Source organism: Cellulomonas sp. McL0617, assembly GCF_049994875.1.
GTDB lineage: Bacteria > Actinomycetota > Actinomycetes > Actinomycetales > Cellulomonadaceae > Cellulomonas.
Genome location: NZ_CP188256.1, coordinates 1,900,697 through 1,919,400 on the forward strand (window position 1 = coordinate 1,900,697; position 18,704 = coordinate 1,919,400).

Genomic DNA, 18,704 nt, shown 5'->3' on the forward strand with positions numbered 1-18,704 from the left:
CTGTCGGACAGGTCAGGCACGTCGAGCACCTGTGTGTTCACTCACGTCGAACAGATGTGCGATTGTCGGTGGCGGCACGTAGACTCCCGGGCGTGAACGATCGTCTGGTGGTGCAGGGCGCCCGCGAGCACAACCTCCGGAACGTCGACCTCGATCTCCCGCGCGACAAGCTCATCGTCTTCACGGGGCTGTCGGGGTCGGGCAAGTCGTCGTTGGCCTTCGACACCATCTTCGCGGAGGGGCAGCGCCGGTACGTCGAGTCGCTGTCGGCGTACGCGCGCCAGTTCCTCGGGCAGATGGACAAGCCGGACGTCGACTTCATCGAGGGCCTGTCGCCGGCCGTGTCGATCGACCAGAAGTCGACCAACCGGAACCCGCGGTCGACCGTCGGCACGATCACCGAGGTCTACGACTACCTGCGCCTGCTGTTCGCGCGGGCCGGCACGCAGTTCTGCCCGGTCTGCGGCGAGCGCGTCACCGCCCAGACGCCGCAGCAGATCGTGGACCGGTTGCTGGAGCTGCCCGAGGGCACGCGCTACCAGGTGCTGGCACCGGTCGTCCGCGGTCGCAAGGGCGAGTACGCGGACCTCTTCAAGGAGCTGCAGAGCAAGGGCTTCGCGCGCGCCCGGGTGGACGGCGAGGTCGTCCAGCTGACGGAGCCGCCGACGCTGGAGAAGAAGCTCAAGCACGACATCGAGGTGGTCATCGACCGGCTCGTGGCGCGCGACGGCGTGAAGCGACGGCTCACCGACTCGGTGGAGACCGCGCTCGGCCTGGCCGGCGGCCTGCTCGTGGTGGAGCTCGTCGACGCCGACATCGACGACCTCGAGCGCGAGCGCCGGTTCTCCGAGCACCGCGCCTGCCCGAACGACCACGTGCTGGCCCTCGACGAGATCGAGCCTCGGACGTTCTCGTTCAACGCGCCGTACGGCGCCTGCCCGGAGTGCACCGGCCTGGGCTCGAAGCTCGAGGTGGACCCCGACCTGGTGATCCCCGACGAGGACCTGTCGCTCGACGACGGCGCCGTCGCGCCCTGGTCGCAGATCTCGTCGGAGTACTTCAGCCGCGTGCTCAGCGCGCTGGCCTCGGACATGGGGTTCTCGACGTCGGTGCCGTGGCGCGCGCTCCCGCAGCGGGCCAAGGACGCCGTGCTGCACGGGCAGAACCACGAGGTGAAGGTCCGCTACAAGAACCGATGGGGCCGCGAGCGGCAGTACTCCACCGGGTTCGAGGGTGTCATCACATTCCTGGAGCGCCGGCACACCGAGACCGACTCGGACTGGAGCAAGGAGAAGTACGAGGCCTTCATGCGTGAGGTCCCGTGCCCGGTCTGCGGCGGTGCGCGGCTCAAGCCCGAGGTGCTGGCGGTGCGCGTGGGCGGTCGGTCGATCGCCGAGGTGTGCGCCCTGCCCATCCGCGAGGCGCGCGAGTTCCTGGACCACCTGGATCTCGGCGAGCGCGAGCGGGCTATCGCGACGCAGGTGCTCAAGGAGATCCAGGCGCGGCTCGGCTTCCTGCTGGACGTCGGCCTCGACTACCTGTCCCTGATGCGCCCCGCGGGCACGCTCTCCGGCGGCGAGGCGCAGCGCATCCGCCTGGCGACGCAGATCGGGTCCGGCCTGGTCGGCGTGCTCTACGTCCTGGACGAGCCGTCGATCGGCCTGCACCAGCGAGACAACCGTCGTCTGATCGAGACGCTGACCCGCCTGCGCGACCTGGGCAACACCCTCATCGTCGTCGAGCACGACGAGGACACCATCCGGACGGCCGACTGGATCGTCGACATCGGCCCGGGCGCGGGCGAGCACGGTGGTCGCGTCGTGCACTCGGGCGACCTGGACGGTCTGCTCGCGTCGTCCGAGTCGGTCACGGGCGCGTACCTGTCCGGGCGGCGGAGCATCCCGATGCCGCAGGTGCGCCGACCCATCGACAAGGCACGCCAGGTCACCGTGGTGGGTGCGCGGGAGAACAACCTGCAGGGGATCGACGTCTCGTTCCCGCTCGGGACGCTGATCGCCGTCACCGGGGTGTCGGGGTCGGGCAAGTCGACGCTCGTGAACCACATCCTGTACACGGTCATGGCCAACGAGCTGAACGGTGCGCGGCAGGTGGCGGGGCGGCACAAGCGCGTGACCGGCCTGGAGCACCTCGACAAGGTCGTGCACGTCGACCAGGGCCCGATCGGCCGGACGCCGCGGTCCAACCCGGCGACGTACACGGGCGTCTGGGACCACGTCCGCCGGCTGTTCGCCGAGACCACCGAGGCCAAGGTCCGGGGCTACACGCCCGGGCGGTTCTCGTTCAACGTCAAGGGCGGTCGCTGCGAGGCGTGCTCGGGCGACGGCACGCTGAAGATCGAGATGAACTTCCTGCCGGACGTCTACGTGCCGTGCGAGGTCTGCCACGGCGACCGGTACAACCGCGAGACGCTCGAGGTGCACTTCAAGGGCAAGACCGTGGCCGACGTGCTCGCAATGCCGATCGAGGAGGCCGCCGACTTCTTCGCCGCGGTGCCCGCGATCTCCCGTCACCTGCGGACGCTGGTCGACGTCGGGCTCGGCTACGTCCGGCTCGGGCAGCCCGCACCGACGCTGTCGGGCGGTGAGGCGCAGCGCGTGAAGCTGGCGGCGGAGCTGCAGCGCCGTTCCACCGGCCGGACCATCTACGTCCTGGACGAGCCCACCACCGGCCTGCACTTCGAGGACATCCGCAAGCTCCTCGGCGTCCTGCAGTCGCTGGTCGACAAGGGCAACTCCGTCATCGTCATCGAGCACAACCTCGACGTGATCAAGAACGCCGACTGGGTGATCGACATGGGCCCCGAGGGGGGCAGCGGCGGCGGTCTCGTGATCGCCGAGGGGACGCCGGAGCAGATCGCGATGTCGCCGGACAGCCACACGGGACGGTTCCTGGCCGAGGTCCTCGAGCCGGTCTCGGAGCGGGTCTCGGCCTGACGCGGGACGATCGGCCGGCGCCTTGGCGCGGGACCGCGGCGGGCGACGCCGGGGGCGCAGCCGTGCTCAGTCTGCGACGGCGGTCGTGCTCGCCGTCCGGACAGGCACCGGCTCGTGCCTCACCGGGAAGTTGACCGACCTCGAGATGAAGCAGTGCTCGTGCGCCAGCCGGTGCACGTCGCTGAGCAGGGCATCGGTGACCGGCGACCCGTCGGGAAGCCGACCGGCCTGGCCAACCACGACGCGGGGCCGCAGGACGACCTCCCGGAACTGGCCCTGCCCGGCGGCCTCGATGCGCATCGTCCCGACGGCCTGGTCCTCGTACCCGACCACCACGACCCCCGCGGAGGAAGCCAGGTGCAGGAACCACAGCATGTGGCACTGCGCGAGCGAGCTGACCAGCAGCTCCTCCGGGTTGAACCGCGACGGGTCGCCGCGGAACGCGGGGTCGGACGAGCCGAGAAGGGCGGGCTTGGTCCCGATGCGCACCTCGTGGTCGCGGCTGTACGACGTGTAGCTCGCGGTGCCGCTCGCGCCGGCGCCCGTCCAGGTCAGGTCGACGGAGTACGTGTGCAGGGGGCCCATCGCCCCACGGTAGCCGCGGCCGGGGTGCCGCGTCCGGTCCGCGACGTCAGTCGTCCGAACTAGGCTCGAACGCATGGCCGATCCCGCCACCTACCGACCAGCACCGGGGGAGATCCCGGACGAGCCGGGGGTCTACCGCTTCCGCGACGAGCACGGCCGCGTCATCTACGTCGGCAAGGCCAAGAGCCTGCGGCAGCGGCTGTCCAGCTACTTCCAGGACCTGTCGAACCTGCACACGCGCACGCGGCAGATGGTCACCACGGCGGCCTCCGTGCAGTGGACGGTCGTCGGCACCGAGGTCGAGGCCCTGGCGCTCGAGTACTCGTGGATCAAGGAGTTCGACCCGCGGTTCAACGTCAAGTACCGCGACGACAAGTCGTACCCGTACCTCGCGGTCACCATGGCGGACGAGTTCCCACGGGTGCAGGTGATGCGTGGCGCGAAGCGCAAGGGCACGCGGTACTTCGGGCCGTACGCGCATGCCTGGGCGATCCGCGAGACGGTCGACCTGCTGCTGCGCGTGTTCCCGGTCCGCACGTGCTCCGCCGGGGTGTTCCGACGCGCCAAGCAGCAGGGCCGGCCGTGCCTGCTGGGCTACATCGACAAGTGCTCGGCACCGTGCGTCGGGCGCATCTCGCCGGACGACCACCATGCTCTCGCGCAGGACTTCTGCGACTTCATGGCGGGGGACACCGCCAAGTTCACCCGCCGCCTGACCGCCCGGATGAAGGAGGCGGCCAGCGTCCTGGACTACGAGCAGGCGGCCCGGCTGCGCGACGACATCCAGACGCTCGAGAAGGCCACCGAGAAGAACGCGGTGGTGCTGGCGGACGGTACCGACGCGGACATCTTCGCGCTGTCCGGCGACGAGCTCGAGGCCGCCGTGCAGGTGTTCCACGTGCGCGACGGACGCATCCGCGGTCAGCGCGGCTGGGTGGTGGAGAAGGTCGAGGACGTCACGGACGGCGAGCTGGTGGAGCACCTGCTTCAGCAGATCTACGGCAGCGAGGCGTCGGGCGACGGTGGGGCGGGCTCGTCGGCCGTCCCACGCGAGGTCCTCGTGCCGGTGCTCCCTCCCGACGTCGAGCAGGTGCAGGCGTGGCTGACCGGGCTGCGGGGGAGCAGGGTCTCGGTCCGCATCCCGCAGCGCGGTGACAAGCGCGAGCTGGCGGCCACGGTCCTGCGCAACGCCGAGCACGCGCTGGTCCTGCACCGCACCCGGCGCGCGGGCGACCTGACCACACGCAGCCAGGCGCTGCAGGAGATCCAGGAGGCGCTGGACCTGGCGTCCGCGCCGTTGCGCATCGAGTGCTACGACGTCTCGCACAACCAGGGCACCTACCAGTCGGCGTCGATGGTCGTGTTCGAGGACGGCCTGGCGCGCAAGAGCGAGTACCGCATGTTCAACATCCGGGGCCCGGAGGGCCAGGGTGCGCGCGACGACACGGCGGCGATGCACGAGGTCATCACCCGCCGGTTCCGGCGTTACCTCGCCGACCGCGCCGACTCCCGAGATCTCGAGCTGGACACGGGTGGCGACGACGACGACCACCTCGTCCGGTCGGGACCGATCGACGAGGTCACCGGGCGACCGGTGCGGTTCGCCTACCCGCCCAACCTGGTCGTCGTCGATGGTGGGCCGCCCCAGGTCGCCGCCGCAGCGGCCGCGATGGCCGAGCTCGGGATCGACGACGTCGCTCTCTGCGGGCTGGCCAAGCGGCTCGAGGAGGTCTGGCTGCCCGGCGAGGAGTACCCGGTCATCCTGCAGCGGTCCTCCGAGGGCCTCTACCTGCTGCAGAGGCTCCGTGACGAGGCGCACCGGTTCGCCATCACGGCCCACCGCAAGCGGCGCAGCAAGGGCATGACCACGTCCGTGCTCGACGACGTGCCCGGCCTGGGCCCCGCTCGTCAGGCGGCACTCCTGCGGCACTTCGGGTCGGTCAAGCGGCTGCGCGCGGCATCGGCGGAAGAGATCGCCTCGGTGCAGGGGATGGGGGACCGGACGGCAGCCGCGGTGGTCGCGGCCCTCAATCCGGCTGCGGAACCAGCCGCCGAACCAGCCGCCGAACAAACCACAGCCCCGGGCGCGTCGGACCAGGTGAGCGCCGCGGCTGGCATGCTGGACGCATGAGCGACGAGCCTTCGCCGATCACTGTCCCTGCCGGCATCCCGGCGCTCGAGGCCGCGACCGGCGCCCCGCACCTCGTGCAGCCCCAGGTCCTGATCATCACGGGCATGTCGGGGGCCGGTCGGTCGCGGGCCGCCGCCGTGCTCGAGGACCTCGACTGGTACGTGATCGACAACCTCCCGGCGCAGATGCTCACGCACCTCGTCGGAATGCTGACGAGCGGAGCGGCCGGTGCACGCGCCCAGCGGCTCGCCGCCGTGATCGACGTCCGCGGACGTGAGTTCTTCCGTGACCTCGCCCCCGTGCTCGAGGGCCTGCGTGAGTCGGGCGTCGACTACCGGATCCTGTTCCTCGACGCGTCCGACGAGGTCCTGGTCCGCCGGTTCGAGCAGGTGCGCCGCCCTCACCCGTTGCAGGGTTCGGGTCGCATCCTGGACGGCATCGCTGCCGAGCGTGCCGCACTCGTCGACCTGCGCGAGCGTGCCGACACGCTCATCGACACGTCCGAGCTCAACGTGCACGACCTGGCCCGCGAGGTGCGCGCCGTGGTGACGAACGGCGGCGACGAAGCTCTGCAGGTCTCCGTGCTGTCGTTCGGGTTCAAGTACGGCCTGCCGCTGGACGCCGACCACGTGGTCGACGTGCGCTTCCTGGCCAACCCGTACTGGATCACCGAGCTGCGGCACCTGACGGGTCGGGACGCACCCGTCCGGGACTACGTGCTGGGTCTGCCGGGTGCCGTGACGTTCATCGACCGCTACGTCGCGGCGCTCGAGCCCGTGCTCGCCGGGTACCTCAACGAGGAGAAGCGGTACGTGACCATCGCGGTCGGCTGCACCGGCGGCAAGCACCGGTCGGTCGCCATCAGCGAGGCGATCGCCGCCCGACTGCGCGACCAGGGGCACCACGTCGCTGTGTCGGCGCGCGACCTCGGCAAGGAATGAGGGGCGTCCGAGCCAGCACGTCGCCCGCGGTCGTCGCACTCGGCGGGGGCCACGGGCTGTCCGCGTCGCTCTCGGCGTTGCGCCTGATGACCGACCGGATCACCGCGGTGGTCACGGTGGCCGACGACGGGGGCTCCTCCGGCCGCCTGCGCGAGGAGCTCGGCGTGCTTCCGCCGGGCGACCTGCGGATGGCGCTCGCCGCGCTGTGCGACGACTCCGAGTGGGGCCGCACGTGGCGTGACCTGCTCCAGCACCGGTTCCACTCGTCGGGCGACCTCGACCAGCACGCCGTCGGCAACCTGCTGATCGTCGCGCTGTGGGAGCAGCTGGGCGACACCGTCGAGGGTCTCGACTGGGTGGGGCGGCTGCTCGGCGCGCGTGGCCGGGTGCTGCCGATGGCGTCGGTCCCGTTGCGGATCGAGGCTGAGGTCGTGGACGAGGTCGGCATGCGTTCCCTCGTCGTCGGGCAGAGCGCGGTCGCCGTCACGAACGGCACGATCGAGCAGCTGCGGCTCGACCCCGCCGACCCGCCGGCCTGCCCGCAGGCCGTCGAGGCGATCGAGGCGGCGGACTGGATCGTGCTCGGTCCGGGCTCCTGGTACACGTCCGTGCTGCCGCACCTGCTGGTGCCCGGCCTGCGCGAGGCGCTGGGCAGGACGCACGCCCGCACGATCCTGACGCTCAACCTCGCGTCGGGTGAATCCGGGGAGACGGCGGGCATGCGCGCCGAGGACTACCTGGAGGTGCTGCGCGCGCACGCGCCCGAGCTGTCGATCGACGCCGTGGTCGCCGATCCGAGCGCGGTCGAGGACGTCTCCGCACTGGCGGCACGCACGGCCGACCTGGGGGCACGCCTGCTGCTGCGTCAGGTGAGCAGGGGCGACGGCACCCCGCGCCACGACCCGCTGCGACTGGCGAGCGCGTACTCCGACGTGGTCGACGGGTTCCTCGGCGACGTCGGAACCCGGTCGGACTAGCTGAGCGGAGCGGTCCCGGACAGCTGCCCTGGATGGCAGGATGCAGCCATGGCGTTGACGGCACAGGTGAAGGACGAGCTCGCCCGTCTGAAGGTGGACAAGACGTCCTCACGGAAGGCCGAGGTCTCGGCCACCCTGAGGTTCGCGGGCGGCTTGCACATCATCTCGGGTCGGATCGTGATCGAGGCGGAGCTCGACACGGGCATCGCTGCCCGTCGGCTGCGACAGGCGATCTCGGAGGTCTACGGGCACGAGAGCGAGATCATCGTCGTCTCCGGCGGTGGCCTGCGCCGCGGCAGCCGCTACGTCGTGCGCGTGGTGAAGGACGGGGAGTCGTTGGCCCGTCAGACCGGGCTGCTCGACAACCGTGGCCGGCCCGTTCGCGGTCTGCCGCCCCAGGTCGTGTCCGCGGGCGTCGCCGAGGCCGAGTCCGCATGGCGCGGCGCGTTCCTGGCGCACGGCTCGCTCACCGAGCCCGGGCGTTCGTCGGCCATGGAGGTCACGTGCCCCGGCCCGGAGGCCGCGCTGGCGCTCGTCGGCGCCGCCCGCCGGCTCGGCATCGCGGCCAAGGCCCGCGAGGTGCGCGGCGTGGACCGCGTGGTCATCCGCGACGGCGACGCGATCAGCGCGATGCTCGCGCGGCTCGGCGCGCACGAGACCATGCTGCTCTGGGAGGAGCGCCGGGTCCGGCGTGAGGTGCGAGGGACCGCCAACAGGCTGGCCAACTTCGACGACGCCAACCTGCGCCGCTCGGCCCGCGCGGCGGTCGCCGCGGGCGCTCGCGTCGAGCGGGCGTTCGAGATCCTCGGTGACGAGCTGCCTGAGCACCTGCGCGAGGCCGGCGAGCTGCGGCTCGCGCACAAGGAGGCGTCGCTCGAGGAGCTGGGCAAGCTGGCGGTCCCGCCGCTCACCAAGGACGCCGTGGCGGGCCGGATCCGACGTCTCCTGGCGACCGCGGACAAGCGGGCCGCTGACCTGGGCATCCCCGACACCGAGGCCGGACTGAGCCCGGACCTGCTCGACCTGTAGGCCCTCCCGCGGGGCCCGGACCGTGTCCGCGTGACCCGTGTCACGGGTATAGGCTTGGGTTATCCGATCGCCACGCGTTCTACTGAGTTGTGCCAAGGCATCGCGCCCGGGTATGGCCCGGCGGGGCGGGTTGACGGTCGGAACGCACAGCGGCGTGCGTAACCCATCATCAACATGTGTGCGCCGATCTCCTGTCGGCGCTGCCGAGGAGGGCAAGTGACCATCAAGGTCGGCATCAACGGCTTCGGCCGTATCGGTCGCAACTTCTACCGGGCCATCGTCGCGTCCGGTGCGGACATCGAGATCGTCGGCGTCAACGACCTGACGGACAACAAGACGCTCGCGCACCTGCTGAAGTACGACACGGTGCTCGGTCGTTTCCCGTTGAGCGTCGCGTTCGACGACGAGAACATCATCGTCGGCGGCAAGAAGATCCGTGCCCTCGAGGAGCGCGACCCCGCGAACCTGCCGTGGGCCGAGCTGGGTGCCGACATCGTCATCGAGTCCACCGGCTTCTTCACCAACGCCGAGAAGGCCAAGGCGCACCTCGCCGCGGGCGCCAAGAAGGTCATCATCTCCGCGCCGGCGTCCAACGAGGACGCGACGTTCGTCATGGGCGTCAACCACACGCTCTACGACCCCGCCGCGCACAACATCATCTCGAACGCGTCGTGCACCACGAACTGCCTGGCCCCGATTGCCAAGGCGCTCAACGACGCCATCGGCATCGAGCGTGGTCTCATGACCACGATCCACGCCTACACGGGTGACCAGAACCTCCAGGACGGTCCGCACAAGGACCTGCGCCGCGCCCGTGCGGCCGCGCAGAACATCGTCCCGACGTCGACCGGTGCGGCCAAGGCCGTGGCGCTCGTCCTCCCGGAGCTCAAGGGCAAGCTCGACGGCTTTGCCCTGCGCGTCCCCGTCATCACCGGCTCGGCCACCGACCTGACCTTCACCGCCTCGCGCGAGGTCACGGTCGACGAGGTCAACGCCGCGGTCAAGGCCGCCGCCGAGGGACCGCTCAAGGGCATCCTGGAGTACGTCGAGGACGAGATCGTCTCGAGCGACATCGTCACCAACCCGCACCAGAGCATCTTCGACTCCAAGCTCACCAAGGTGAGCGGCGACCTGGTCAAGATCATCGCCTGGTACGACAACGAGTGGGGCTACTCCAACAGCCTCGTGGCCCTCACCACGTACGTCGGCGAGCGTCTCTGACCTCGTCGATGCTTCACGACGGGCATCACGACTGATCGTCCAGCGTCCGCGTGCGCCCCACCCGGGTGCACGCGGACGCTGTCGTGTCTGAGCCACCCCCTTGCTCACAGAGGAGACCCCATGAAGACCATCGAGGACCTCGGAGACCTGCGCGGCAAGCGCGTCCTGGTCCGTTCCGACTTCAACGTGCCGCTGGACGGCACGACGATCACCGACGACGGCCGCGTCCGCGCGGCGCTCCCGACGCTGACGGCCCTGCTGTCCGCCGGGGCGCGCGTCGTCGTGACGGCCCACCTCGGCCGTCCGAAGGGCGCACCCGAGGACAAGTACTCGCTCAAGCCCGTCGCCGAGCGGCTGTCCGAGCTGCTGGGTCAGCCGGTCGCGCTGGCCGACGACGTCGTCGGCGAGTCGGCCAAGGCCACGGTCGCGGCGCTGCAGGACGGCGAGATCGCCCTGCTGGAGAACATCCGCTTCGACCCGCGCGAGACGTCCAAGGTCGACGAGGAGCGCGCATCGCTCGCCGCCGACCTGGCCGAGCTGGCCGAGGTCTACGTCTCCGACGGGTTCGGTGTGGTCCACCGCAAGCAGGCCTCGGTGTACGACGTCGCGCTCGTGCTCCCGCACGCCGTCGGCACGCTCGTGCTGAAGGAGGTCGCGTCCCTGCGCAGGGCGACGGACGACCCGGCCCGGCCCTACGTCGTCGTCCTGGGCGGCTCGAAGGTCTCCGACAAGCTCGGCGTCATCGCGAACCTGCTGACCAAGGCGGACCGCCTGCTCATCGGCGGCGGGATGCTCTTCACGTTCCTCGCGGCGAAGGGCTACTCGGTGGGCAACTCGCTCCTCGAGCAGGACCAGATCGAGACCGTCAAGGGCTACCTGGCGCAGGCCGAGGCGGCCGGCGTCGAGATCGTCCTGCCGACGGACATCGTGGTCGCGGACGAGTTCAAGGCCGACTCCCCGGCCCTCGTCGTCGCCGCGGACGCGATCCCTGACGGCAAGATCGGCCTGGACATCGGCCCCGACTCCGCCGCTCTCTTCGCGTCCAAGATCGTCGACGCCAAGACCGTGGTCTGGAACGGCCCGGCCGGCGTCTTCGAGTTCGAGGCGTTCTCGGGCGGCACGCGTGCGGTCGCACAGGCCCTCGTCGACGCCGGCACCAACGGCGGCTTCACCATCGTCGGCGGTGGCGACTCCGCCGCGGCCGTGCGCACGCTCGGCTTCGACGAGGCCGGGTTCGGACACATCTCGACCGGTGGTGGCGCGAGCCTCGAGTTCCTCGAGGGCAAGACGCTCCCCGGCATCGCGGTTCTGGAGGACTGATCGTGGCGACTCGTACCCCGCTGATGGCGGGCAACTGGAAGATGAACCTGGACCACCACCAGGCCACCCACACCGTGCAGAAGCTCGCGTGGGCGCTGCGCGACGGCAAGCACGACTTCTCCAAGGTCGAGGTCGCCGTCCTCCCGCCGTTCACCGACCTGCGCAGCGTGCAGACCCTGGTCGACGCGGACAAGCTCGAGCTCGTCTACGGCGCGCAGGACTGCTCGGCGTACCAGTCCGGCGCCTACACCGGCGAGATCTCGCCGGCGTTCCTGGCCAAGCTCGGCGTCACCTACGTGGCGGTCGGGCACTCGGAGCGCCGCCAGTACCACGACGAGTCCGCCGAGCTCATCAACAAGAAGGTCCTCAACGCGCTGAGCTCGGGCGTCATCCCGATCCTGTGCGTGGGGGAGCCGCTCGAGGTCCGCAAGGCCGGCGAGCACGTGCCGCACACCCTCGCGCAGCTGGACGGTGCCCTCGCCGGTCTGACCGCCGCGCAGGTCAAGACGATCGTCGTCGCCTACGAGCCCGTCTGGGCCATCGGCACGGGCGAGACCGCCACCCCCGAGGACGCGCAGGAGCTGTGCGGGGCCATCCGCGTCCGCATCGGCGAGCTGTACGACACCGAGACGGCCGACGCGGTCCGCGTGCTCTACGGCGGCTCGGTGAAGTCGTCGAACGTGGCGTCGATCATGGCCAAGCCCGACGTGGACGGTGCCCTGGTCGGCGGCGCGAGCCTGGACCCGGACGAGTTCGCGGCGATCGCCCGCTACCAGTCCCACGCGGTCGGTCTCTGACCCCTGCCGGTCCGGGGTCCCGCCGTCTGATTCGTCCTGGCGGGGCCCCGGTCGTGGCATGGTGGCTTTGCGGCCGCTCGTCGCCTACCCTGTACCGCGGTCAACCGCAGCGTCGCCGGTCAGTTCGCCCGTGACGTGCCCTCCCAGTAAGGAACCGACACCGACGTGGACGCCTTGCGTATCGCACTCCAGGTGCTGCTGATCCTCACCAGCCTCCTGCTCATCCCGCTCGTCCTGCTGCACAAGGGCAAGGGCGGCGGCCTGTCCGACATGTTCGGCGGCGGCATCACCAGCAGCGCCGGCAGCTCGGGTGTCGCGGAGCGGAACCTCAACCGGATCACGGTCGGCACCGCGCTGGTCTGGACGGTCATCATCGTCCTTCTCGGGCTGCTCGAGAAGACGGCCTGAGGGCGGACGGCCATGGCGAGCGGAAGTGCTATCAGGGGGTCGCGAGTCGGAGCCGGCCCGATGGGCGAGGCGGAGCGTGGCGACACCGCTCCCCGCATCTGGGTGTCCTACTGGTGCGCCAACGGTCACGAGACGCGGCCGAGCTTCGCTGAGGAGGCCGCCCTCGAGGCGCCTCTGACGTGGGACTGCCCGCGGTGCGGGTTCCCGGCCGGTCAGGACCAGGCGAACCCGCCGTCGCCGAGCAAGAACGAGCCCTACAAGACCCACCTCGCGTACGTGAAGGAGCGGCGTTCCGACGAGGACGGCGCGGCGATCCTGGACGAGGCGTTGGCGGCGCTGCGCGCCAAGCGCGGGGGATAGTCCGCACCCGAACCTGACGACGGGCCCGGCAATGGCGCCGGGCCCGTCGTCATGTCTGCCCGGAGGACTCAGTGGTGGTGCCCGTGACGGCCGAGCGTCTCCTCGGGCGTCGCACCGGGTCGGGTCCACTGGGGCGCAGGACGGCCGGTAGGCCCCCAGGTGGGGTTCCCGTCCACGTCGGTGCGCCAGTACCAGCAGGGCCCGTCGCCCTCGGGCCAGCCCTCCGGGGTCTCCTGCCACCGCTCACCCCGGCCGTAGGGCGTCATGTCGAGCAGGGCGAACGAGCCACTGGCGGGCTCGGTGCCCCGGTCCGTGGTCTCGTACGTGAGGAAGACGCGGTCGCCGTCGCGCAGGAAGCAGCTGAAGAGGCCCATGTCGCCGCCGACCGGCTCGGCGAGGTCGCGCACGGAGTACCACGGCTGGGTGTAGCCCATGAAGTCGACGTAGGGGGCGACCTCGTCCCACGTGCCGGTGGTGACGATGGCGAACGACACGCCGCGAGCGTTGAGGTAGACGGCGTCCTTGAGGTGCCACGCCGAGACCGTGCAGCCCTCGCACTGCCCCTGGTGCGGCGCGCCGTCGTGCCACATGTGCTTGTAGACGACCAGCTCGCTCCGTCCCTGGAACAGGTCGAGGAACGGGACGGGCCCGTCAGCCCCGACCACCTCGACGGTCGCGTCGAGCTCGACCATGGGCAGCCGGCGGCGTTCCGCGGCTAGCGCGTCGCCCTCGTGGGTGTGGGCCTTCTCGCGGACCAGCAGCTCGTCCCGGACGGTCTGCCAGGTGGCTCGATCGACGACGGGCGGGCGGCCGGGCAGCGCGCTCGGGTCGGCGGGGGTCGTGGTCGTCATGGTGCGCTCCGTGGTGTCTGGTGCCGGGTCTCGTCGTACGACGACGTCCGAGCCCCCGGGCATTCGACACGAACGGCTCTGGAGTCAGAGCACCCGCAGCAGGGCGAATCCGTCGTAGCCCTTGGCACCGACCGTCTGGACGACCGTCGCGTCGTACCGGGGGTGGTCCGTGAGCAGCTCCACCATCGTCCGGATGCCCTGGACGCGCGCGTCGGGGTGCTGGGGGTCCAGGACCCCTCCACCGCGCACGACGTTGTCGACGATCACCAGCGACCCGGGGTGGGTGAGCAGCAGCGTCTGCTCGAGGTAGCGCGGGATCGACTCCTTGTCGGCGTCGATGAAGACGAGGTCGAAGGGTTCGGTGCCGTCGGCGACCATCCGGTCGAGCGTGTCGGCGGCGGGTCCGACCAGCACGGAGGCGACATCCCCCAGACCGGCCCGCACCAGCGAGTCCGTGGCCACGGCGGCGTGCTCGGGGGAGAGCTCGAGGGTGGTCAGGGACCCGCCCGCCGGCAGCGACCGGGCGAGCCAGACCGTGCTGTACCCGCCGAGCGTGCCGACCTCGAGGATCCGGCGAGCGCCTGCCGCCTGCGCGATCAGGTGGAGCAGCTTGCCCTGGTTGGGCGCGACCGCGATGTCGGGCAGACCCGCCGCGACGGCGCTCGCGCGGGTGTCGACGAGGGCGACGTCCTCGGGCACGAGCACGCCGAAGTACTCGTCGACGGCCGTCCAGAGGTCCGTCGTGGCGGCCGCCGGCGGTGCGTCCGCCGTGGCGAGCGCGGCCGTCGCAGCGGCGTCGACGAGCCAGAGCGTCCGCTCCGTGCCCAGTGCTCCGGCGGCGGGCGTCACGGTCACCGACGCCCCACCGAGTGCCGAGGCGACCGCGTCGGCCTTCTCTGCTCCCGCGGCCACCACCCAGACCTCACGCGCGGCGCGGATGGCGTCGAACGTCAGCGAGACCCGCAGCGGCGGCGGCTTGGGGGAGCCGTGGACGCCGACGGTGCTTGAGTACTGCGCTCCGAGGGCGGCGTGACCCGGGAAGAGGGAGGCGACGTGGCCGTCGGGACCCATGCCGAGCAGGAGGACGTCGAACGCGGGGGAGCCGGCGGCCGCCAGCTCGGACGCGTAGAGCGCGGCGGACACCTCGGGAGTCGGCACCGCCTCGCTCAGCGCGGGCATCGGGTGCACGTTCGACGCCGGGAGCGCGTCCCCCAGCGCGTCGATCAGCGCCTCGCGGGCCTGGGTCTCGTTGCGGTCGGCGTGGCCGCCCGGCAGGAACCGCTCGTCGCCCCACCACAGGTGCACCCCGGACCAGTCGACCGCGTCGCGTACCGGGCTGCTCGCGACGGCCCGCAGGGAGGCGATACCGACCGTGCCGCCCGTGAGGACCACGTGCAGCGGCGACCGGTGCGACTGCAGGTCGACCAGCCGGGTCAGCAGGCGCGCGGCCACCGCCTCGGCGAGGATCTCGGCCGAGGGGTAGACGACGACGTCACGCGGGCCGTGCTCGGTGGACCGCACGCCGCTCACGCGTCGAGCCTCGCAAGACCCTTCTGCAGCACCTCGCCGTACACGTCGTCGGCGTCGAGGCGCCGCAGCTCCTCGGCCAGGCACTCGGGGAGCTGGCGGATGGGCAGGGCGATGCGGTGGTCGGGCTGGTCGGGCTGGTGCAGCGCGGCGGTCTTGCCGTCGGGACGGTCGAGCACGATGGGGCCGGACGACCGCTCGAGCCTGACCTGCGTGATCGCCAGGGCCTCCGTGACGCGCTCGATCTCGACCGGGCAGCGCAAGGACTGCGCCAGCCAGGCGGCGATGAGGTCGACCGACGGGTGGTTGGCCTGGCCGACGACGACGGCCTTGTGCACCGGCTCGTACGGCGGCTGGTCGAGCGTCGCCGCGATCAGCCCGCGCCACAGGGTGGCGCGGGTCCAGGCGAGGTCGGTGTTGCCGTCGGCGTGCGTGGCGGCCAGCTGACGCAGCGCGGCCAGCGGGTGCAGCACCTGCGTCGAGTCGGTGATGCGCCGCGCCGCCATGCGGCCGATCGGGTCCTCGGCGACGTTGTCGGGGATGTCGTACGGCCACCAAGCCACGATCGGCGCGTCGGGCAGCAGCAGCGGGATCAGGAGCGTGTCGAGGTGCCGCTCCAGCTGACCGGACGGCCGCAGGACGAGCACCTCGCTCGCACCCGCGTCGCCGCCGAGGCGGATCTGCACGTCGAGGTTCGACTCCTTGTCGGCCACGTCGTTCGCCAGGACGATGACGCGGCACGGGTGCTCGCGGCTGGCGTCGTTGGCAGCCTCGATCGCCTCTTCCGGGTCGTGGTCGCCCACGTTGATGACGAGCGTCAGCACGCGGCCCAGGGCGATCGCCCCGCCCTCGTCGCGCTCCGTGAGCAGCCGCTTGTTCACGTCGCGGGTCGTGGTGTTGGGCATCTCGATGATCATGGCCGTCTCCAGACTCGTCCGTCGCGCGCCATCATCTTGTCGGCCGACTCGGGACCCCAGGTGCCCGATCGGTACTGGTCGGGCTTGCCGTGCGCGGCCCAGTACGCGGTGATGGGGTCGAGCACCTTCCAGGACAGCTCGACCTCCTCGTGCCGCGGGAAGAGTGGCGGGTCGCCGAGCAGGACGTCGAGGATCAGGCGCTCGTAGGCCTCGGGGGAGGACTCGGTGAACGCGTGCCCGTAGCCGAAGTCCATGGTGACGTCGCGGACCTCCATGGCCGTGCCCGGCACCTTGGCCCCGAACCGCAGCGTGACGCCCTCGTCGGGCTGCACGCGGATGACCAGGGCGTTCTTGCCCAGCTCCTCGGTGGCCGTGGACTCGAAGGGCAGGTGCGGTGCCTTCTTGAACACCACGGCGATCTCCGTGACGCGTCGGCCCAGTCGCTTGCCCGTGCGCAGGTAGAACGGCACCCCGGCCCAGCGGCGGTTGTCGATGTCGACGCGGATCGCGGCGAACGTCTCGGTGGTGGACTCCTTGTCGAAGCCCTCCTCCTCGAGGTAGCCGATGACCTTCTCGCCACCCTGCCAGCCGGCGGCGTACTGCCCGCGCGAGGTGTGCTTGCCGATGTCCCGGGGAACCTTGACCGCCGAGAGCACCTTGATCTTCTCGGCGCGCAGGCCGTCCGCCTCGAACGACGCCGGCTCCTCCATCGCGGTGAGCGCGAGCAGCTGCATCAGGTGGTTCTGGATGACGTCGCGGGCGGCGCCGATGCCGTCGTAGTACGACGCGCGGCCGCCGATGCCGATGTCCTCGGCCATCGTGATCTGGACGTGGTCGACGTAGTTGGCGTTCCAGATGGGCTCGAAGAGCTGGTTGGCGAAGCGCAGCGCCAGCAGGTTCTGCACCGTCTCCTTGCCCAGGTAGTGGTCGATCCGGAAGATGTCGTCGGGGTTGAAGACGTCCGAGACGATGTCGTTCAGCTCGCGCGCGCTCTTGAGGTCGTGCCCGAACGGCTTCTCGATCACCACACGACGCCAGGTGCCCTCGGCCGGCTGCGACAACCCCGATCGGGCGAGCTGCTTGCAGACCACCGGGAACGAGCTCGGCGGCACCGACAGGTAGAACGCGTGGTTGCCGCCCGTGCCGCGGTTGATGTCGAGCTCTTCGACCGTGTCCCGGAGCCGGTCGAACGCGTCGTCGTCGTCGAACGTGCCCTGCACGAACCGGATGCCCTCGGACATCTGTCGCCACGTCGCCTCGCGGAACGGCGTGCGCGCGTGCTCGCGGACCGAGTCGTGCACGATCTCGGCGAAGTCCTGGGTGGCCCAGTCGCGGCGCGCGAAGCCCGTGAGCGCGAACCCCGGAGGCAGCAGACCGCGGTTGGTCAGGTCGTACACGGCCGGCATGAGCTTCTTGCGCGCGAGGTCGCCCGTCACGCCGAAGATCACGAGGCCGCAGGGGCCGGCGATCCGCGGGAGCCGACGGTCTCGCGCATCGCGCAGCGGGTTGTTCCCTGCGCTGACCTTGCTAGGGCTCACCTGGCGTCTCCCGACTCGTTCTGCTTCGTGGCGGCTGCGAGGCCGTCGGAGACCGTCGAGAGCAGCTGCCCCCAGGCCGTCGTGAACTTCTCGACGCCCTCGTCCTCCAGCTGCTGGGTGACCTGGTCGATGTCGATGCCGATGGCGCCGAGTCGGTCGATGACCGACTGCGCCGCGTCCTGCGTGCCGGAGACGGTGTCGCTGCCGTCGCCGCCGTGGTCCTTGACGGCGTCCAGCGTGGCCTCGGGCATGGTGTTCACGACGCCCGCGACGACCAGCTCGTCGACGTACAGCGTGTCCGGGTACGCCTTGTCCTTGACGCCGGTGGACGCCCACAGGGGGCGCTGCGGGTGCGCGCCGCCGGCGGCGAGGGCCTTCCAGCGGTCCGCCGCGACGACCTCCTCGTACACCCCGTAGGCGAGGCGAGCGTTGGCGATGGCCGCGGTCCCGCGCAGGGCCGCGGCCTGCGGGGTACCGATCTTGTCGAGCCGCGGGTCGATCTCGGTGTCGACGCGGGAGACGAAGAACGAGGCCACCGAGGCGATCGGCGCGAGGTCGTGACCGGCGGCGGCCGCCTTCTCGAGGCCGGTCTCGAAGGCGTCGAGAACGGCGCGGTAGCGGTCGAGCGAGAAGATCAGCGTGACATTGACGCTGATGCCCTCGGCCAGCACCGCCGTGATCGCCGGCAGCCCCTCGAGGGTGGCGGGGATCTTGATGAAGACGTTGGGCCGGTCGACGGTCGCCCACAGGGCCTTGGCCGAGGCGATGGTGGCGTCGGTGTCCTTGGCCAGCCGCGGGTCCACCTCGATGGAGACGCGTCCGTCGACGCCGTCGGTCCGGTCGTAGACCGGTCGCAGCACGTCGGCGGCCTGGCGCACGTCGTCGGTCGTGATGGTGAAAACGGCGTCGTCCACGTCGGTCACGCCGGCGCCGGCGAGCTCGCGCAGCTGCGCGTCGTACGCGTCGCCCTTGGAGAGGGCTGCGGCGAAGATCGACGGGTTGGTGGTCACACCGACCACGCCGCTGTCCGCGACGAGCTCGGCGAGGTTCCCCGTGCGCAGTCGCTCGCGCGAGAGGTCGTCCAGCCAGATCGCGACTCCCGCGTCCGCCAGGCGTGTCAGAGGGGTGCTGCTGTGTGCCATCGTCGA

General features: G+C 71.0%; 16 protein-coding genes. 10 read left to right on the forward strand and 6 right to left on the reverse strand.

What is annotated here, in order from left to right; all coding sequences use genetic code 11:
- Nucleotides 1–92 precede the first annotated feature (92 nt).
- Entirely contained in the window at nucleotides 93–2,954 is a 2,862-nt protein-coding gene (gene uvrA, locus ACPPVS_RS08610; protein ID WP_426595647.1) for an excinuclease ABC subunit UvrA, read from the forward strand.
- A 66-nt stretch (nucleotides 2,955–3,020) separates the two neighbouring features.
- Here uvrA and ACPPVS_RS08615 read toward each other — a convergent pair whose 3' ends face one another.
- The gene (locus tag ACPPVS_RS08615; RefSeq protein WP_426595648.1) at nucleotides 3,021–3,539 is read right to left on the reverse strand and encodes an OsmC family protein; all 519 of its coding nucleotides are present in this window, start codon (nucleotides 3,537–3,539) and stop codon (nucleotides 3,021–3,023) included.
- Between the two features lie 73 nt (nucleotides 3,540–3,612).
- Between ACPPVS_RS08615 and uvrC the strand changes: the two genes are divergently transcribed.
- The 9 genes from uvrC (at nucleotide 3,613) to ACPPVS_RS08660 (ending at nucleotide 12,723) form a co-directional block, all read left to right on the forward strand.
- Nucleotides 3,613–5,670 carry an excinuclease ABC subunit UvrC gene (uvrC, locus tag ACPPVS_RS08620; protein WP_426595649.1) on the forward strand — a complete coding sequence of 686 codons (2,058 nt, stop codon included), beginning with the start codon at nucleotides 3,613–3,615 and terminating at the stop codon, nucleotides 5,668–5,670.
- Nucleotides 5,667–6,611 carry an RNase adapter RapZ gene (rapZ, locus tag ACPPVS_RS08625; protein WP_426595650.1) on the forward strand — a complete coding sequence of 315 codons (945 nt, stop codon included), beginning with the start codon at nucleotides 5,667–5,669 and terminating at the stop codon, nucleotides 6,609–6,611. The genes uvrC and rapZ overlap by 4 nt, the downstream gene beginning before the upstream one ends.
- Nucleotides 6,608–7,588, forward strand: a complete 981-nt coding sequence (locus ACPPVS_RS08630; RefSeq protein ID WP_426595651.1) for a gluconeogenesis factor YvcK family protein — start codon at nucleotides 6,608–6,610, stop codon at nucleotides 7,586–7,588. Before rapZ ends, ACPPVS_RS08630 begins: the two co-directional genes overlap by 4 nt.
- A gap of 48 nt (nucleotides 7,589–7,636) precedes the next feature.
- Nucleotides 7,637–8,617, forward strand: coding sequence for a DNA-binding protein WhiA (gene whiA / locus ACPPVS_RS08635; protein WP_426595652.1), 981 nt, complete (start codon nucleotides 7,637–7,639; stop codon nucleotides 8,615–8,617).
- A 216-nt stretch (nucleotides 8,618–8,833) separates the two neighbouring features.
- On the forward strand, nucleotides 8,834–9,838 hold the full coding sequence (gene gap, locus ACPPVS_RS08640; RefSeq protein ID WP_426595653.1) for a type I glyceraldehyde-3-phosphate dehydrogenase: 1,005 nt from the start codon (nucleotides 8,834–8,836) through the stop codon (nucleotides 9,836–9,838).
- 120 nt (nucleotides 9,839–9,958) lie between these two features.
- Complete coding sequence (locus ACPPVS_RS08645; protein WP_426595654.1) at nucleotides 9,959–11,158, forward strand: phosphoglycerate kinase; 1,200 nt, start codon at nucleotides 9,959–9,961, stop codon at nucleotides 11,156–11,158.
- Between the two features lie 2 nt (nucleotides 11,159–11,160).
- Complete coding sequence (gene tpiA, locus ACPPVS_RS08650; protein ID WP_426595656.1) at nucleotides 11,161–11,955, forward strand: triose-phosphate isomerase; 795 nt, start codon at nucleotides 11,161–11,163, stop codon at nucleotides 11,953–11,955.
- A 165-nt stretch (nucleotides 11,956–12,120) separates the two neighbouring features.
- Complete coding sequence (secG, locus tag ACPPVS_RS08655; protein WP_426595657.1) at nucleotides 12,121–12,363, forward strand: preprotein translocase subunit SecG; 243 nt, start codon at nucleotides 12,121–12,123, stop codon at nucleotides 12,361–12,363.
- A gap of 12 nt (nucleotides 12,364–12,375) precedes the next feature.
- Nucleotides 12,376–12,723 (forward strand): RNA polymerase-binding protein RbpA, encoded by a 348-nt coding sequence (locus tag ACPPVS_RS08660; protein ID WP_034608687.1) that lies wholly within the window; start codon nucleotides 12,376–12,378, stop codon nucleotides 12,721–12,723.
- A 68-nt stretch (nucleotides 12,724–12,791) separates the two neighbouring features.
- Here ACPPVS_RS08660 and ACPPVS_RS08665 read toward each other — a convergent pair whose 3' ends face one another.
- The 5 genes from ACPPVS_RS08665 to tal form a co-directional block, all read right to left on the reverse strand.
- Nucleotides 12,792–13,574: a DUF899 family protein gene (locus ACPPVS_RS08665; RefSeq protein WP_426595659.1), complete on the reverse strand. Its 783-nt coding sequence runs from the start codon at nucleotides 13,572–13,574 to the stop codon at nucleotides 12,792–12,794.
- A gap of 84 nt (nucleotides 13,575–13,658) precedes the next feature.
- The gene (gene pgl, locus ACPPVS_RS08670) at nucleotides 13,659–15,104 is read right to left on the reverse strand and encodes a 6-phosphogluconolactonase (protein WP_426595661.1); all 1,446 of its coding nucleotides are present in this window, start codon (nucleotides 15,102–15,104) and stop codon (nucleotides 13,659–13,661) included.
- On the reverse strand, nucleotides 15,101–16,018 hold the full coding sequence (locus tag ACPPVS_RS08675; protein ID WP_426595662.1) for a glucose-6-phosphate dehydrogenase assembly protein OpcA: 918 nt from the start codon (nucleotides 16,016–16,018) through the stop codon (nucleotides 15,101–15,103). The genes pgl and ACPPVS_RS08675 overlap by 4 nt, the downstream gene beginning before the upstream one ends.
- Nucleotides 16,015–17,556, reverse strand: coding sequence for a glucose-6-phosphate dehydrogenase (gene zwf, locus ACPPVS_RS08680; protein ID WP_426595663.1), 1,542 nt, complete (start codon nucleotides 17,554–17,556; stop codon nucleotides 16,015–16,017). Before zwf ends, ACPPVS_RS08675 begins: the two co-directional genes overlap by 4 nt.
- On the reverse strand, nucleotides 17,553–18,698 hold the full coding sequence (gene tal, locus ACPPVS_RS08685; RefSeq protein ID WP_426595664.1) for a transaldolase: 1,146 nt from the start codon (nucleotides 18,696–18,698) through the stop codon (nucleotides 17,553–17,555). The genes zwf and tal overlap by 4 nt, the downstream gene beginning before the upstream one ends.
- Nucleotides 18,699–18,704 lie beyond the last annotated feature (6 nt).

Coding starts and splice junctions, on each gene's coding strand:
- ACPPVS_RS08615 (WP_426595648.1), bottom strand. CDS start 3,539: ATGGGCCCCCTGCACACGTACTCCGTCGACCTGACCTGGACGGGCGCC.
- uvrC (WP_426595649.1), top strand. CDS start 3,613: ATGGCCGATCCCGCCACCTACCGACCAGCACCGGGGGAGATCCCGGAC.
- rapZ (WP_426595650.1), top strand. CDS start 5,667: ATGAGCGACGAGCCTTCGCCGATCACTGTCCCTGCCGGCATCCCGGCG.
- ACPPVS_RS08630 (WP_426595651.1), top strand. CDS start 6,608: ATGAGGGGCGTCCGAGCCAGCACGTCGCCCGCGGTCGTCGCACTCGGC.
- whiA (WP_426595652.1), top strand. CDS start 7,637: ATGGCGTTGACGGCACAGGTGAAGGACGAGCTCGCCCGTCTGAAGGTG.
- ACPPVS_RS08645 (WP_426595654.1), top strand. CDS start 9,959: ATGAAGACCATCGAGGACCTCGGAGACCTGCGCGGCAAGCGCGTCCTG.
- ACPPVS_RS08660 (WP_034608687.1), top strand. CDS start 12,376: ATGGCGAGCGGAAGTGCTATCAGGGGGTCGCGAGTCGGAGCCGGCCCG.
- ACPPVS_RS08665 (WP_426595659.1), bottom strand. CDS start 13,574: ATGACGACCACGACCCCCGCCGACCCGAGCGCGCTGCCCGGCCGCCCG.
- ACPPVS_RS08675 (WP_426595662.1), bottom strand. CDS start 16,018: ATGATCATCGAGATGCCCAACACCACGACCCGCGACGTGAACAAGCGG.
- tal (WP_426595664.1), bottom strand. CDS start 18,698: ATGGCACACAGCAGCACCCCTCTGACACGCCTGGCGGACGCGGGAGTC.